We start from the raw sequence: 16,268 nt of genomic DNA, 5'->3' as shown, positions 1-16,268 counted from the left end.
GCTAAAATGGGAAAAACAGAAAGAGAGCACCCTGGTCAGAGTGCTCTCCTTTATTAAAAGCTCATTAATGTCAAGACATCATAGCCGTCTAATTTATCTTTTCCATCCAAGTCAGTCAATTCAATAAGGAAGGCAATCCCTGCTACAATTCCGCCAAGCTGTTCAACCAACTTGATCGTCGCTTCGATTGTTCCCCCGGTAGCTAATAAATCGTCCGTAATCAGGACACGCTGTCCAGGTTTAATGGCATCTTTGTGGATAGTCAATACATCCTTGCCGTATTCCAGTCCATATTCGACTTTTATCGTTTCACGTGGAAGTTTTCCTTCTTTTCTCACTGGCGCAAAGCCCACTTCCAATGAGTATGCGACTGGACATCCGATAATGAATCCGCGTGCTTCCGGCCCGACCACCAAGTCGATATTTTTATCGCGAGCATACTCGACGATTTGGTCTGTTGCGTATTTATAAGCTGCGCCGTTATCCATTAATGTTGTAATATCTTTGAAGACGATACCCGGTTTTGGCCAGTCTTGCACAATTGTTACATATTGCTTTAAATCCATTGCTTTGTTTCCTCCTCAAGGTCTGTTGCCTCATGAACTAAATAATGATTGAACCAATCGAATAATTGCTGATAGGAAGAATAAACAAGCTCTTGTTCAAGCTCAAATTGCTCTTTCTTTCTTGTATACGATTCAGATTCACTGAGATCGCGTTTTTTCGCATTGGTTGTGAGCATAATTAACCCATTCTCTATTGTAACAAAATCAAGCTCAAAAAACACCTTAGAAATGAATTCCACTGTATCTCTTGACCAGCCGCGATATTTGGCCAGGTCATCACCATATCTTTTCACATCAAGCGGCCCCTTCTTGGCAAGGAAGGCATAAAACCATTTAAAATGATCCCTTGTCGGCATCGTACTTAAGAAATGGTCCTGTTCATGGGAAAGGTGAGCGTAGATACGGGAAGGGTTCTTTTTGGCAACCGCCCGTTTCAAATATTCCCTGGATGGCGGCATGTCCATGAGTACCAAATGCCCTTCGAAGCAGTCGAGCTGCTCAGCATCCAGTTCATTCTCGATATGAACGAGATCTGGATGGTTTTGCAAAAATGGATATCTGCTATAAATATCTTCCGAGAAAATGACGATCTTCCGGTTTTGTGCAGGAATGTCGGCAAGCCACTTCTCTGCCTGTCCCTTGCCGCGGTAATCGAATAACTGCCAATGGTCCACCGAGACATCCTGGACAAAGATCTGGGGCTTTTTCATATTATTCCACTCATTGATGGAGAGCTCTCCAATCACCGAAACTTCAGCGTGCGGTGCTATTTCATCGACAAAATGACCGAGACCGAAGCCCACACCGTCAAGTTTGTGTTTTTCACCATCTTCCAGCTGAACCTTCAAGTGATTTTGGTTGGCACCAATTTTGCGGACACTTGAAAGTTGTACGGAATCAATCAAAATCTTCGGCTTGGGATTCGTAACCCCAAATGGTGCAAGCAAGCTCATTTCCTGAATCGTTTGAATGGAAACTTCAGCTAAAGTCGTAGCACCGTCCAAGTTTGTAATCGGTGTGAAGTCCTCTTCGTTCAGTTCTTCCTTCGCAATCAAGTTCATGCGGTCCCTAAGCTCCTGAACATCTTCTATTTTCAACGTCATTCCAGCTGCCATAGGATGTCCTCCGAAATGAGGCAGCATTTCACGGCATTGGGAAAGACTTTGAAAAAGATCGAAACCAACGATACTCCGAGCAGAACCTTTAGCTAATCCCTTATCCCGATCATAGCTCAATACAATCGTCGGCCGGTAAAAGCGTTCAACAAGTTTAGAGGCCACAATCCCCACAACTCCGGCATTCCAGCCTTCCCTGCCGATGATGAGCACGCCATTGGACTCCGGCGGGAAGTTTTCCTCGACTTCAGCAATCGCTTCCTCAGCCATTGCTGCAACCATTTCCTGCCGCTCTTTATTGATATCATTGATTTCATTAGCAAGTTCCATTGCTTCTTCGAGACTTGCGGACATCAATAAATCAACAGCGGGATCGGCATCTCCAAGGCGGCCGACAGCATTGATCCTCGGTGCCATTGCAAAGCCGATCGATTCTTCATTCAATGCTTCCTGCTGAACATTCGCCACTTTCATTAACGCAACAAGTCCCGGGCGGCGAGTCAATCGTAACTGCTCGATGCCTTTCGCAGCAATGACGCGGTTTTCCCCTTGTAAAGGCACTAAATCCGCTATCGTGCCGATTGCCGCTATTTCAAGCAAATCCTCAGGCAATTCCCCAAGCAAGGCGTGTGCAAGCTTAAATGCGACCCCTACTCCGGCAAGGTCTTTAAATGGATAGGTACTGTCCTCAAGTTTAGGATGGATGATCGCCATTGCCTCAGGCAGCTGCGGTCCCGGTTCATGGTGATCGGTCAAAATATAATCCATGCCCAGCTCTGCGGCAAGCTTCGCTTCATCGACAGCGGAAATTCCGGTATCGACGGTGATCAATACCTTCACACCTTGCTCGGCTGCAAGGCGGAATGCCATCGGATTCGGACCATATCCTTCTGTAAACCGATTCGGGATATAAAAATCAACATCGGCCCCCAATCTCGTCAGCGCCGTCATCATCACTGTGGTCGATGTCACGCCGTCCGCATCATAATCACCGAATATACGTATTTTTTCTCCATTTTGAATCGCTTCTTTTATTCTATATACTGCTTTATCCATATCCTTCAATAAAAATGGGTCATGAAAAGTTTGATTTTTTACAAATAAAAACGATCGGGCACTTTCAATCGTATCCAGGCCTCGATTCACAAGCAGTGCTGCAACCAAAGGTGTGATATGAAGCTCTTCAGCTAGTACAGCAACTTTGTTTTCATCGGCAGTTCGCAAGTTCCACCGGGTTTTTGGCTTTAACATTTATTCACCCCTCAACCTACTCATTATACAAAACGAATATACCAGTTTCAATTTTATTTTAAACTCATAATTGGCTGTAATTCCCTATTCAATAAGCTAGTTCAACAAAAAGAAGGCTGGCATCATGCCAGCCCCCTCTCACCTATTAAACTTGTCCTTCAAGACTTTGTTTCTTTTCTTTCGCTGTATTCAGCGGACCTTTCTTCTTCAATTCCCTGATTTTCAAATCAAGCCAGAATTGGGAAGCGATCAATAACGATGAATACACGCCGCAAATTAAACCGATAAACAGGGCAATGGAGAAGTTACGAATAGCTTCACTGCCGAAGATCATCAACGCGATGACCGTGATGAGAACGGTCAGAACCGTGTTAATGGATCTCGTCAAAGTTTGCCTGATACTGATGTTCACAATGTTCTCAAGTTCTTCGGCACTTTTGATTTTACGGCTGAAGCGCAGGTTTTCACGAATACGGTCAAAGGTTACGATCGTATCATTGATCGAATAACCGACGATCGTCAGAACCGCAGCAATGAAGGTGATATCCACTTCGAGCCGGAGCAAGCTGAAAATCGTGATGATGAAGAATGCATCATGTATGAGCGCGACCACGGCAGGTACGGCCATTCGCCATTCAAATCGTATCGATACATACAATATGATTCCGATTGATGCGATCGCCAACGCGTACATGGCATTTTTCGCAAGTTCTTTTCCTACTGTCGGTGATACGGTGCTGACATTCGGTTCCGCTCCGTAATCCTTCTTGAAATGGTCCTTCAATTCAGCAATCTCTTGTTTATTTAGGACGCCGACTGTCCGAACGACAGCATTTTTATTGTCTTGTCCAGCGAGCCTGACATCCTTGATATCATCCTCGTCGATACCGACCTTTTGCATTTCGGTTTCGACTTGCTGAGTCGTCAAGACGTCTTTGGACGCGATCTCGATTCGGGTACCGCTCGTGAAATCAATTCCAAGATTCAATCTGAAGACGAGCAGGAAAATGATCCCGATAATGGTGACACCGATTGAAATGCCGTAAAAAACTTTCCGATGTTTGACGAAATCGATTTTATCAAAGCGTGTTGGCAATGACATTAAATCCATTTTCTCTTTTAAATCGTGAATGTATTTCTTCTTCACGCCAAACCATCCTGTACGTTTGTCCAGGAACCCGCTATTCACCCACAGGCTCATGAAGAGGCGTGTACCATAGACGGCTGTAATGAAACTCATTAAGATCGAAATGATCAAAGTGGTGGCAAACCCTTTAACCGAGCTTGTTCCATAATAGAACAGAACAGCCGCAGCCAGCAAGGTCGTTAAGTTGGCATCCGTGATAGTAGCAAGTGAATTCTTGGTACCTTCTTTATAAGCCGCTTTAACCGATCTGCCAAGTTTCATTTCATCCCTGATTCGCTCATAGGTTATGATATTGGCGTCTACGGCCATCCCGACCCCGAGTACCAATGCTGCAATACCAGGCAGCGTAAGGACCGCATTCATCCAATCAAACACTAAAAGCGTCAAGAAAAGGTATATGCTTAAAGTGACGACTGCAATGAAGCCCGGGAAGCGGTAATACACAAGCATGAAGATAAAAACAAGTGCAATTCCGATGATTCCCGCAAAAATGGTATCATGCAGTGCACCTGCACCGAACTGGGCACCTACAGAAGTCGAATACTTTTCTTTTAAATCTACAGGCAAAGCACCGGCATTAAGAAGGGCTGCAAGCTCTTTCGCTTCTTCCAACTTGAATTGACCGGTAATAAACACTTTATTCGTATTGAAAACTTCACTGACAGCTGGAGCTGAAATCATATTGTCTTGTGAAGAAGTATCCTTAATGGAATCTTTTCCTTCCTCGAAATCCAGCCAGATTGCAAGTACATTAGTCGGACTTGGCATCGAGGATATTTTTTGAGTGATGTCCTTAAATTTATTTACGTCTTTCAATGTGACTTCGACAACCGGTTTATTATCTTGGAACGTTTGTTTCGCGCCGCCTTCTTTCAGGTCGGCACCGGTCATCATTTCCTTATCGTTATAATCACGGAAGGATAATTTAGCTTGTGTAGAAAGGATTTCCCGAGCGTTGTTTTGGTCTTTGACCCCAGCCAATTGTACGCGGATCCGGTCTTTCCCTTCTATTTGTATGTTAGGCTCGCTAACACCCAACACATTGACACGCCGCTCAAGTGAGCTTACTGTAGCCCGTAAAACTTCCGGGGTTATCTTTTCCCCTGACAGCGGTTTTACTTCATATAACACTTCAAACCCGCCTTGAAGATCAAGACCCAGCTTGATATCCTTTAGGATTCCTTTTGAAGTCGTCCCCATCGCTGCGAAAATCAAAAGTGCGATTAGAAAAAACGCAACGATCCTGCTTCTTTTTACCATTATGTAGTAGGCCCCTTTCTATAATACGCCTGTTCCTGAAGTTAATAAAACCGTCATTTGTTGTTTAAATGATAACTGCATACCTTATGCTTCTTGAGAAAAAAGACACAGCTTTCCATACTTTTCCCAAAAAAAGCATAACCATATCTATTATGATTCATATACAAACAGCTGTCAATTTAAGTATATCTTTGCGTTATTCTTTCAAAAGCTCCTTCAGTTCCTCTTCGGAAAGCGGCTCGAATAGGTTTGGTGATTTATAGGCTTCGACCATTTGGAAGGTCATGAACTGGTTGCTCGAAAATGTCACGATATCTGCGACAAGTTCATGAAGGTGAATGTTTTCCTGCGGGCGTTTCCATTTATTTTTGGTTAAGGTTTTCCATATGTCTTCCTCTGTTACGGCATTCAATCCGACCATTTGGAATTCCTCACGCTTACTCTTCAAAAATGGACGCACCTTTAGATAATACCTTTGATAGGGATGATTCTTTTTTGCCATCACTTTGCCTCCAGTAAAATGATTCTCAAATGAATGCGCAGTTTCTTAGAAGGGTTTCTTATCATTTGTTAGAACGCAAACAAACACTTTTGTCATGCTTTGTCCAAGTACAAGCATATAGATAATTGTATAGCATAACCGCTTTTTTGAGAAGGCAGGGAGGGAGTTCAATGTCCAAATTTTTAAAAGGGACGCTGATTTTATTAATCGCAAGCCTGATTACAAGGGTTCTTGGTTTCATTAACCGTATTGTCATCGCCCGCTTCATCGGCGAAGAAGGCGTTGGTTTATATATGATGGCTCTACCGACACTCTTTCTCGTCGTGAACATAACCCAGTTGGGCCTGCCAATCGCCATTTCGAAATATGTGGCCGAAGCCAATGCCAGGGGTGATGAACGGAAAATCAAGAAAATCCTTGTCGTCTCTTTGGCCTGCACCTTTACTCTATCGATGATTTTCACTCCTGCGATGCTGCTTTTCGCACCGGTTCTATCAGAATACCTATTCACGGACGAACGGACGTTATGGCCGCTCATGGCGATTGCCCCAATCGTACCGATCATTGCCATTTCATCCGTACTGCGCGGTTATTTCCAAGGCAAGCAAAATATGAAGCCCTTCGCTTTCTCACAAGTTATCGAACAGGTGGCCAGAATCACTTTCATAGCCGTCCTGACCAAGGCCTTTTTGCCATATGGAATCGAATATGCGGCAGCCGGGGCAATGCTTGCATCGATTATCGGTGAGCTCGTCTCTCTCATTTACTTATTGACCAGCTTTAAAATAAAGAAACATTTTAAGTTCAGAAAGGGTTTCTTCAATAATGTCAAATCCGGAAAAGGAACGTTCACCGAACTGATGGGGATTGCCCTTCCTACCACCGGAAGCAGGATGATTGGATCGGTATCGTGGTTTTTCGAACCGATAGTCGTTGCCCAGAGTTTGGCACTTGCCGGGGTCACTGCGGCCGCAGCCACCAGTCAATACGGGGAGTTGACTGGATATGCTCTGCCTTTACTCATGCTTCCTTCCTTCGTTACATCATCATTGGCGACGGCACTTGTCCCGGCAGTGAGCGAAGCCCGTACGACCGGAAACTTTTTACTCGTTGAACACAGGCTTCAACAAGCCCTGAAAATCACCTTCATCACAGGCTGTTTAGCTATCGTCATTCTGTTCATCTTTGCCGAACCGATCTTGCAAGTCATGTATGGATCTTCGCATGCTGCCGTTTTCATTAAATTCCTGGCACCTTTTTTCATCCTTTATTACTTTCAATATCCGCTGCAATCCATGCTGCAAGCACTGGACCTTGCAAAGGCTGCAATGTTCAACAGCCTGGCTGGGAACATCCTTAAAATCGGTGTGATCTGGCTTCTGGCTTCAAAGGAAAGTTTCGGGATCATGGGAGCGGCAATCGGGATAGCTGTCGGTACGATGCTCGTTACTTTCCTGCATTTTTCAACCGTGCTGAAGGTCGTCCCTTTCACGCTTCATTTCCGAAGCTATATGTCAGCCCTGGTCCTTGCTTTAATTTCAGGATGGGGCGGTTATTATCTTTATCAATTCCCGCTCTCCTCACAGCCTATCGGGATACGGCTTTTGCTTTCCGTAACCGTCGTTATCCTGCTGTTCACTTTTTTCCTGCTCATGACCGGCAGCATAAAAAAGGCCGATCTGATCAGGATTCCTGTAGTTGGCGGCTTTTTGTCAAAATTGGCTTGGAAATAAAATGAACCGAAGCATTCATAGGCTTCGGTCATTTCTTCGTTTCATTTTTATCGATGTAAATTTGGCCATCTATGTACCCGCAAATCGAAATCTCTTTAACCTTCGTTTCTCCATGTTCTTTTAACTGATTCAGAAGCCAAAAATGGTTTTTCCCAATTTTATCAAGATTTTTTTCTTGTATCTCTCCGTCGACAATCAGCGGGAATGGTACCTGACTTTCCGACCCTTCTTTATCGCTTTTTTTAATCACCGAGAGCTTTCCTGAAGTTTCAAGGATGGCAAATTGCACTTCGTTTATATCAATAATTCCTTGTTCACGAAGTTGGGTCAATAAGTCATCAAAATTATATCGTTGTCTGCGCATCGCTTTTTCATCTATTTTTCCCTGATTAATGATGATCTGGGGCTTACCGTCCATGAGATTGCGTAATTTGACACTTTTCAATGAAGCAAAGGCCAATGTGATTTGGAGGAACGCGAGAACAAACATCGGGATAGTCTGTCGGATAAACGGTTTTTCCAAATCTTCAAAGGATAGCACAGCAATGTCCCCTATCATAATGGATACCACTAAATCAAGAACGCTAAGTTCCCCAACTTCCCGCTTACCCATCATTCGAAAAAGGAACCAGATGACCAGATAGATTACCGCCGTTCGAAATATAATCCCTAGATAGATATCCAATTCAACAACACTTCCTTCATCCATAGCATGGCTTGGGAACTGAAAAATTACTCCATAATCTTTTCTAATTTTACGGGAAGCTTGTTAAACCTGGTCTAAAGGTTCGATATCGGGAATATGCTTGTACAAACACATAAACAGGCTATACGTATCAGCCTTTTAAAAAGGAGGAATACCCATCGAAACTAAAAAAATGAGTGTCGCCGTAATTTATGGCGTAGGCTCCATCTTTGCCATAGCGATGATTGCTAGTTTAATCGTTTCCATCCTTCTTCGTTTCACTTCACTGACGGAATCATCCCTGACATACGTGGTCATGATCGTGTCCTTTTTATCGCTGTTCATTGGTGGATTCATATCAGGAGGCAAAGGGAAAAAGCAAGGATTATTCTTGGGCGGGAGCACTGGGCTGCTTTATCTGTTGGTCGTGTTCCTATTTCAATATTTAGGTCACGATGCCCTTTTCACCATCAAGCAATGGATATACTATGGCTGTTTTGTGATTACAGCCATGATGGGTGGCGTTCTTGGGGTCAACATGAGTTCCGACTCCCGCACCGATTAAAAAAACAGCAAAAAAAACCGGGCACATGGCCCGGTTTTCGTTTGTCTTATACGGATACTTCCTTATTCGGTGCGCTTTCCGTAATTTCACGGATTGCTGCACGGTCAAAAGTCAGTTTTGTGCCGTCTGGTGATTTAATGACGATTTGCTTTTCATCGATTGCGTCGATTGTTCCGTGCATGCCGCCGATAGTAGCAACTTTATCACCTTTTTTCAAACTGCTTTGCATGCTTTGCGTAGCCTTTTGGCGTTTTTGCTGCGGACGGATCAATAAGAAATAGAACAATACGAACATTAAAATCAACGGAAGTATTTGTGTTAAAGAACCCATTTAAGTATATTCACTCCTTTCGTTCATTAAAATATTTATGGAATTAGAAGTTTCTCGCATTTGGTTCATTGAAACCATACTGCTCAAAAAACTCTTCCCTAAAGTCTCCAAGACGATCTTCTCGAATAGCTTGTCTGACCTGTTCCATCAAGTTTAACAGAAAATGAAGATTATGGTAAGTCGTAAGGCGAATTCCAAAGGTTTCTTCACATTTAATCAAGTGGCGGATATATGCCCGGCTATAGTTCTTGCAAACATGGCAATCGCAATTTTCATCGATTGGACCGAAATCGCGTGCATACTTCGCATTTTTCACAACCAACCGCCCATTGCTCGTCATGAGCGTACCATTACGCGCGATTCGCGTCGGCAGTACACAGTCAAACATATCAACACCGCGGAGTGCACCATCGATCAATGAGTCCGGTGAACCGACCCCCATAAGATAGCGCGGTTTGTCAGATGGCAGCAGCGGAGTTGTAAACTCAAGGACGCGGTTCATGATATCCTTCGGTTCCCCTACGGATAGTCCTCCAATAGCATAACCCGGGAAGTCAAGGGAGACAAGGTCTTTTGCACTTTGTTTGCGAAGATTTTCAAACTCCCCGCCTTGAACGATCCCGAACAGCCCTTGGTCATTTGGACGCTCATGTGCATTCAAACAGCGTTCCGCCCAGCGCGATGTCCGTTCAACCGACTTCTTCATATACTCTTCAGTCGCCGGAAATGGCGGACATTCATCAAATGCCATCATGATATCGGAGCCAAGCGCATTTTGTATTTCCATCGCTTTTTCCGGAGATAAAAATAATTTATCGCCATTCAGATGGTTCCTGAAATGCACACCCTCTTCTTCAATTTTGCGGAACTCGCTTAAACTGAAGACTTGAAAGCCGCCTGAGTCGGTCAAAATTGCCCGATCCCAGTTCATGAACTTATGCAATCCGCCAGCTTCCTTGATGATTTCATGCCCTGGACGCAGCCATAGGTGGTACGTATTGCTCAGGATGATGCCTGCCCCCATTTGTTTCAAATCTTCCGGGGACATCGTTTTGACAGTAGCCATCGTTCCAACCGGCATAAATGCCGGTGTTTCAAAAGAACCATGCGGCGTATGGACCCGGCCTAGCCGTGCCCCTGTCTGTTTACATGTTTTGATTAACTCATATCGTATTGCAGTCAACGCAATAACTCCCTTCAAGAGCTTCTCACTCTTATATTACTTAATTAACATTGCATCTCCAAAGCTAAAGAACCTGTATTTTTCTTCCACAGCCGTTTCATAGGCATGAAGGACATGCTCCCTGCCTGCAAGTGCAGAAATAAGCATGATTAAAGTCGATTTAGGCAAATGGAAGTTCGTTATCATCGCATCGATCCCTTTGAACTCATAACCAGGATAAATGAAGATGCTCGTCCAGCCATTCTCTTCCTTGAAAACCCCATCATTACGGGACGCAATCGTTTCCAATGTCCTTGTGGACGTAGTGCCGACCGTAATGATTTTCCCGCCTTTTTCCTTCACGTCATTCAGTAATCTGGCAGTGCCTTCCGTCATTTGATAAAATTCCGAATGCATTTCATGGCTGTCAATATCGTCGACACTTACCGGACGGAATGTACCAAGCCCGACATGCAGCGTGATGAAGGCGATGTGGACACCCATCCCTTTAAGTTTCTCAAGCAAATCCTCCGTAAAATGCAGGCCAGCGGTAGGTGCAGCTGCAGATCCCCGTTCCCGCGCATAAACGGTTTGATAGCGGTCCTGATCATCGAGTTGTTCCTTGATGTATGGAGGTAACGGCATTTCGCCCAGCTTCTCCAGTATTTCATAAAATATGCCATCATATTTAAATTCAAGGATACGGCCGCCATGCTCGAGTACACCTGTACAGACGGCACTCAGCTTACCATCGCCGAAAACGATCGTCGAGCCTTCCTTAATCCGTTTGGCCGGCTTCACAAGCGTTTCCCAGACATCATCATGCTCTTGCTTAAGCAGCAATACTTCGATCTTTGCACCTGTCCCTTCTTTACTGCCGTATAGTCGGGCCGGAAGCACTTTTGTATCATTCAACACCAGGCAATCTCCCGGTTTGATATATTCCGTGATATGGCTGAATACATCATGCTGGAGCTTACCGGTTTCTTTGTCCAGTACCATCAATCTACTTGCTTCCCTATCCTCCAAAGGAACTTGGGCAATCAGTTCCTCCGGTAAATGAAAATCAAACATATCCAATTTCATCTGTTCCACTTCCTTACGTGTCTATCAAGCTGTAATCATTATTTAAAACGGCCGATCAAATAAAAAATCGCGGACAACACAACACTGACGATGATTGATGTAACGATAGGAAAGTAAAAAGTCGTATTCCCCTTTTTCAGAAAAATATCTCCCGGCAGCCTGCCGAGATGGATATATTTCATCGCAAAACCAATCACGAAAATAATCACACCCAGAATCATGACCATCTTTGGTATATTCATCATTCAGGCATCTCCATGCCGAAATGCTCATAAACAAGCTGTGTTGCCATCCGGCCTCTAGGGGTACGCTGAAGAAAACCGACTTGCAGCAGATATGGTTCATACACATCTTCGATCGTATGTGCCTCTTCGCCAATCGTTGCCGCAATCGTTTCCAGGCCCACGGGCCCGCCACGGAACTTTTCAATGATCCCTTTAAGTAATTTATGGTCAATATGATCGAGTCCTAAACGGTCGACCTGCATTAATTCAAGCGCATAATCGGCAAGCTTCGCCGTTATCGTCCCATCACCGCGTACCTGGGCGAAATCCCTGACCCTCCGTAAAAGCCGATTGGCTATTCTTGGTGTGCCCCTTGACCTTCTTGCAAGCTCTGCCGCTGCTTGATCGTCCATTTCCGTATCCATGATTCTTGCTGTACGGATGATGATATCAGTCAAATGGTTTTCGGTATAATATTCAAGACGGCTCAATACGCCAAAACGGTCCCTTAGCGGTGCAGACAGCGAGCCTGCCCGTGTCGTGGCCCCTACAAGGGTGAACGGCGGCAAGTCGATCCGGATCGAACGGGCTTCCGGTCCCTTACCGACTACAATATCCAGACAGAAGTCCTCCATAGCCGGATATAACACTTCCTCAACGACACGAGGGAGACGGTGAATCTCATCAATGAACAATACATCACCTGGTTCAAGTGCACTCAAAATGGCCGCCAGATCTCCCGGCCGCTCAATGGCGGGACCGGAAGTCGTGCGGATATTCACACCCATTTCGTTGGCGATGATGACGGCAAGCGTCGTCTTGCCAAGACCAGGCGGTCCATATAAAAGTACATGATCGAGCGTTTCTTCACGCATCCTTGCCGCCTCGATGTATACACTCAAATTCGCTTTCACTTTATCCTGTCCGATATATTGCTTTAAGTTTTGCGGCCGCAGGCTTTGTTCAAAGGACAGTTCGTTCAGATCGGCTTCCTGATTGAATATTCTCTCCTCCATTGCGCCACTCCTTATCTTAACATCATTTGCAATGCTTTCTTAATATATTGCTCGGTCGTCATATCTTCAGCCTGCAATTTCTTGGCTACCTTTTGGACTTCCTTTTCAGAATAACCAAGAGCCTTCAATGCAAGAATGGCTTCATCCAATTCCTCCGTATAACCATTTGGACTGATTGCAGCCGTGACGCCTTCGTTAAACAAGCTTGGAAACGCATCCGGTATAATGTTCTCCAGTTTCCCTTTTAAGTCGAGAATCATTTGCCGTGCCGTTTTCTTTCCGACTCCCGGGAATTTCACCAAAAATGATTCATCTTCATTTTCGATCGCCTGTACCACCTGATCAACCTGGCCTGATGCCAATATGGCTAGGGCACCCTTCGGTCCGATTCCGGTTACATTCAATAATTTTGTGAATAACGCCTTTTCTTGACGAGTCTGAAATCCGTATAATGCCACCATATCCTCACGAACATAATGATACAGGAAAACTTGGATTTCTTTCTGGTATTGAGCGGAAAAAATAAAAGGATTCGGCGTCATCACTTGATATCCGATCCCCCCATTTTCCACAACTATGTATTCAGGTCCAATATAATCGACCTTGCCTTTTATATAATCATACAAATTAATTCTCTCCCTGATTTTGCTGTACCTCTCATTTTATCATAAAAAGGGGGTGTTGTTCATTAAAAGTTATTTCATAATCGGCAAAGTCTATTCACGGGGAATTCCGGGTGTCACCTCACTGCTTAAAACAAAGTTGATTGAAACAGGCGTGCAAGACTAGCGTCCAAGGGAGACCCGACAGGCGCAAAAACACATAGGGTGGACAGCCCGCGGAAAGCGAGTTCCCGCAGTGGAAATCAACCGTAATGATAAACACCAAAAAAACTGTAGACAACTCTCCATCATTATCGAGTTAGTCTACAGTCTGAAGGGTGGGATATCATCCCACCCTAGTTTACCGAATATGGCTCATATTCTTTAATGAGCTGTTTATATTGGTCTTTATTCATGATCGGAATCCCTTTTTGCAGTTCCTCCTGCTTGTATGCTTCAAGTTTACCAACGTCTATTTGGTAGAATGTATGAATGATCTTGGCGTGCTCAGGCCTTCCGATAAAAATGGATAATGTACCATCTTCCCTCATCCCAAGGTAACCATTCGCTTTTAACAGCGGAGATATGTCATTCTCAATTTTCTTCATGACAATCTGCTCTTCATTTTGATCGACTACTTGCCATCCTTCATATTTTGCCCAAAAGTCCTCCATCGACCAAATTGTTTCTGTCAATTTCTCTTCACTTAACTCGCCATCCAAATACATACGCTGAAGAATGACCTTCCTTTCAATTGGATCATTTTCCTTTTGAACGGTTTCTTCCGCAAAAACGGTTAAGCAAAATGGCAATATGAAAAGTGCCAAGAAAAATTGGATTCTAAGTTGATTAAACAATATACTCACCTCTTAAGGCGTTTACTTTTTATGTAGTTTGACCCAAATAAGGATTATTAACCAGAAAAAAAATCAAAAAGAGCTGACTCCAAGTCGGGTCAGCCCACAAATTATTTTAAGTGATTTTCGTGGATGTTAAGGTTATCGAACATGTCATTGGCATCCAAAATGATCATTTCCCTCGTATCTCCATCCCGAAGATTGTTATCAAGTGTCATCGTCCTGAAATAGACACCTTCATCGGTGGTTACATATAGGGTACGGCCATTGGTAAGCGGTCCGATCTCCTTCTTGATTCTTTGTTTAACATCATTTGCTTGGCTATAGTCATCCAGCCGTAAGGCTACCAGCATTTCATCTTGCATGATGATTGTCCTGGCATCGCTAACCGGCTCCACTTTATTGGCGACACCATTTACTCTGTCGGCTAAAGAGCCTTCATAAGAATTATAATAAGATGATTTTGCCTTTAGCGGCTTACTTTCATGTCCATGGTAGTTACGGTCACTCTTACTGTACGCATCATCTTTATTGTATAAACCATGCGCCATATTCTCATAATTGATGTTTCGCACCAATGCATCTTTTTCATGGTACCCTGTATCATTCGTGGTATTTTCATTTTCCGCTGTATCATTATTAGCACATCCAACCAAACTGACGGCGGCCAATACCGCACAAAGCGGCTGTGCCCATTTTATTTTCTGCACCAATAACCCTCCCATTGCAATAGAATGAGCTATATTCCGCTCATAATTAGCATGGGTGTCGAATGGGAAATGTACTCTGTAAGATACGGCCAAAAACCCGTTTTAATTCCTATTAAGGGAAGAAATCCTTTTCGCCAATTTTTCATTCATCTCCATCCGCTCCGAAAAACCTTCCACTGTCATTTTCCAGACCGAATGAAGCTGGGAAGAACTTTTATTAAGACGATTCCATTCACGGAAGATATCGGTAGGGTAAGTTAAAGCATATAAAAAGGCCAGGTCTGACTGATACCTTTGCAATTGCGGCACCTCCCACAGCTCGTTGGCCGCGTCTTCCAGATGTGGCGAAATTCGATTTGCGTACTGTAAATAATCAATGCACCTCGGGGCATTTGCCATTAAGTCAAAATCGATTAAAGTCAAAATGCCGTCCGCTCTCCGCAAGAAATTATGGTGGGCACAATCACCATGAATGATGACTTTCTTTTCCTTATCCCATAAAGACTGATATTTATCAAACCCCTCTAGCGACCATTCCCCCCATCTAATCCATTCCTTGATAATATCTTCGGAAACATATTGGCGAACATAAGAAAAGTTCTTTTTAAATAGTGATAAGCGTTCTTTCCACTTTTTTGATTGATTGAACACAGGCGCGTTAATGGAGAGATTTTCCGACACATCATGGAAGCTTTCCAGTAACTGAATGCCTTCTAAGCGGTCCTTAACATTGGAAAACCTGAATTTTTTCTTGTTCGGCGGAAAATAGTCCATACTGCCATACCACTTCCCTTTAAATTGAAAGGGCATTAAATTCTGATGAATATAATACGTTTGATGAAATCCCTTTTGTTTTAATAAAGAAGTCAATTCTCTTTGTCGATCCCATTTTTCAAAACTGTCAAACCCTTTAAGGATCATTGAATGACCTTTTTCAAAAGTTATTAAATAGACACTGCTTTGGATATGGTGGACATTCTTTGGCTTACGATTTAAATAAGAGAGGAGACGAGTGTTAAAAACACTGTCTCCTTGATGATTAGTAGTCATCGCTTTCATCTACATATGTCGGTATCCCAAATGTTTCAGGTGCACGCACGCCCCCGAATTGGCCTGGCTGGCCTCCCATTTGTCCAGGTAACATAGCTTCAGGTTGCCCCCCAAGCTGTCCGCGCATCATGTCCGGCTGACCGCCAAATTGTCCCGGCATCATTCCTGGTGGCTGACCTCCGTTTTGGCCACCCATCATCATGCCTGGTGGCTGACCTCCGTTTTGACCGCCCATCATCATACCTGGTGGCTGACCTCCGTTTTGGCCGCCCATCATCATGCCTGGTGGCTGACCTCCGTTTTGGCCGCCCATCATCATGCCTGGCTGGCCTCCGTTTTGGCCGCCCATCATCATGCCTGGCTGGCCTCCGTTTTGGCCGCCCATCATCATGCCTGGCTGGCCTCC

Annotated in this window: 16 protein-coding genes and 1 pseudogene; 2 read left to right on the top strand and 15 right to left on the bottom strand. The window is 44.2% G+C overall.

Translation table 11 applies throughout. The features are described 5' to 3' along the window. Positions 1-53: 53 nt before the first annotated feature. The 4 genes from AC3WLU_RS08835 to AC3WLU_RS08820 all read right to left on the bottom strand — a co-directional run bounded on the left by AC3WLU_RS08835 (position 54) and on the right by AC3WLU_RS08820 (position 5,841). Positions 54-566: an adenine phosphoribosyltransferase gene (locus AC3WLU_RS08835; RefSeq protein ID WP_034308789.1), complete on the bottom strand. Its 513-nt coding sequence runs from the start codon at positions 564-566 to the stop codon at positions 54-56. After that, positions 557-2,932: a single-stranded-DNA-specific exonuclease RecJ gene (gene recJ / locus AC3WLU_RS08830; protein WP_492597133.1), complete on the bottom strand. Its 2,376-nt coding sequence runs from the start codon at positions 2,930-2,932 to the stop codon at positions 557-559. Before recJ ends, AC3WLU_RS08835 begins: the two co-directional genes overlap by 10 nt. Positions 2,933-3,077: 145 nt before the next feature. Then, positions 3,078-5,339: a protein translocase subunit SecDF gene (gene secDF / locus AC3WLU_RS08825; RefSeq protein ID WP_492597132.1), complete on the bottom strand. Its 2,262-nt coding sequence runs from the start codon at positions 5,337-5,339 to the stop codon at positions 3,078-3,080. 196 nt (positions 5,340-5,535) lie between these two features. After that, positions 5,536-5,841 (bottom strand): post-transcriptional regulator, encoded by a 306-nt coding sequence (locus tag AC3WLU_RS08820; RefSeq protein WP_413009911.1) that lies wholly within the window; start codon positions 5,839-5,841, stop codon positions 5,536-5,538. Positions 5,842-6,011: 170 nt separating this feature from the next. Between AC3WLU_RS08820 and spoVB the strand changes: the two genes are divergently transcribed. Next, positions 6,012-7,574, top strand: coding sequence for a stage V sporulation protein B (gene spoVB / locus AC3WLU_RS08815; RefSeq protein ID WP_095678481.1), 1,563 nt, complete (start codon positions 6,012-6,014; stop codon positions 7,572-7,574). A gap of 28 nt (positions 7,575-7,602) precedes the next feature. On the opposite strand, the gene AC3WLU_RS08810 is transcribed toward spoVB, so the two are convergent. Beyond that, positions 7,603-8,259, bottom strand: coding sequence for a DUF421 domain-containing protein (locus AC3WLU_RS08810; RefSeq protein WP_400449043.1), 657 nt, complete (start codon positions 8,257-8,259; stop codon positions 7,603-7,605). Between the two features lie 193 nt (positions 8,260-8,452). On the opposite strand from AC3WLU_RS08810, the gene AC3WLU_RS08805 reads away from it, so the two are divergent. Next, positions 8,453-8,824 (top strand): TIGR04086 family membrane protein, encoded by a 372-nt coding sequence (locus tag AC3WLU_RS08805; protein ID WP_170946870.1) that lies wholly within the window; start codon positions 8,453-8,455, stop codon positions 8,822-8,824. Positions 8,825-8,870: 46 nt separating this feature from the next. Here the strand turns inward: AC3WLU_RS08805 and yajC are convergent, their stop codons facing one another. The 10 genes and pseudogenes from yajC to AC3WLU_RS08755 form a co-directional block, all read right to left on the bottom strand. Beyond that, complete coding sequence (gene yajC / locus AC3WLU_RS08800) at positions 8,871-9,155, bottom strand: preprotein translocase subunit YajC (protein ID WP_057276622.1); 285 nt, start codon at positions 9,153-9,155, stop codon at positions 8,871-8,873. 43 nt (positions 9,156-9,198) lie between these two features. Continuing rightward, positions 9,199-10,338 (bottom strand): tRNA guanosine(34) transglycosylase Tgt, encoded by a 1,140-nt coding sequence (tgt, locus tag AC3WLU_RS08795; protein ID WP_034308807.1) that lies wholly within the window; start codon positions 10,336-10,338, stop codon positions 9,199-9,201. A gap of 36 nt (positions 10,339-10,374) precedes the next feature. Beyond that, positions 10,375-11,403, bottom strand: a complete 1,029-nt coding sequence (gene queA / locus AC3WLU_RS08790; protein WP_063575570.1) for a tRNA preQ1(34) S-adenosylmethionine ribosyltransferase-isomerase QueA — start codon at positions 11,401-11,403, stop codon at positions 10,375-10,377. Between the two features lie 38 nt (positions 11,404-11,441). Continuing rightward, the gene (locus AC3WLU_RS08785) at positions 11,442-11,648 is read right to left on the bottom strand and encodes a DUF2905 domain-containing protein (RefSeq protein ID WP_034308809.1); all 207 of its coding nucleotides are present in this window, start codon (positions 11,646-11,648) and stop codon (positions 11,442-11,444) included. Then, positions 11,645-12,643: a Holliday junction branch migration DNA helicase RuvB gene (gene ruvB / locus AC3WLU_RS08780; protein ID WP_413001204.1), complete on the bottom strand. Its 999-nt coding sequence runs from the start codon at positions 12,641-12,643 to the stop codon at positions 11,645-11,647. Before ruvB ends, AC3WLU_RS08785 begins: the two co-directional genes overlap by 4 nt. A gap of 11 nt (positions 12,644-12,654) precedes the next feature. Further along, the gene (gene ruvA, locus AC3WLU_RS08775; protein WP_057276624.1) at positions 12,655-13,269 is read right to left on the bottom strand and encodes a Holliday junction branch migration protein RuvA; all 615 of its coding nucleotides are present in this window, start codon (positions 13,267-13,269) and stop codon (positions 12,655-12,657) included. Positions 13,270-13,601: 332 nt separating this feature from the next. Then, complete coding sequence (locus AC3WLU_RS08770) at positions 13,602-14,111, bottom strand: BofC C-terminal domain-containing protein (RefSeq protein ID WP_400448456.1); 510 nt, start codon at positions 14,109-14,111, stop codon at positions 13,602-13,604. 101 nt (positions 14,112-14,212) lie between these two features. Further along, entirely contained in the window at positions 14,213-14,812 is a 600-nt protein-coding gene (locus tag AC3WLU_RS08765; RefSeq protein WP_413001206.1) for a YhcN/YlaJ family sporulation lipoprotein, read from the bottom strand. 102 nt (positions 14,813-14,914) lie between these two features. Beyond that, positions 14,915-15,862 carry a phosphotransferase gene (locus AC3WLU_RS08760; RefSeq protein ID WP_492597131.1) on the bottom strand — a complete coding sequence of 316 codons (948 nt, stop codon included), beginning with the start codon at positions 15,860-15,862 and terminating at the stop codon, positions 14,915-14,917. Beyond that, positions 15,852-16,268: pseudogene (locus AC3WLU_RS08755) on the bottom strand (translation initiation factor IF-2); the annotation flags it as partial. The gene AC3WLU_RS08760 and the pseudogene AC3WLU_RS08755, both read right to left, overlap by 11 nt.

It is taken from the genome of Peribacillus sp. FW305-BF15, assembly GCF_058783805.1.
This window is presented reverse-complemented; position numbering and strand designations above follow the sequence as displayed.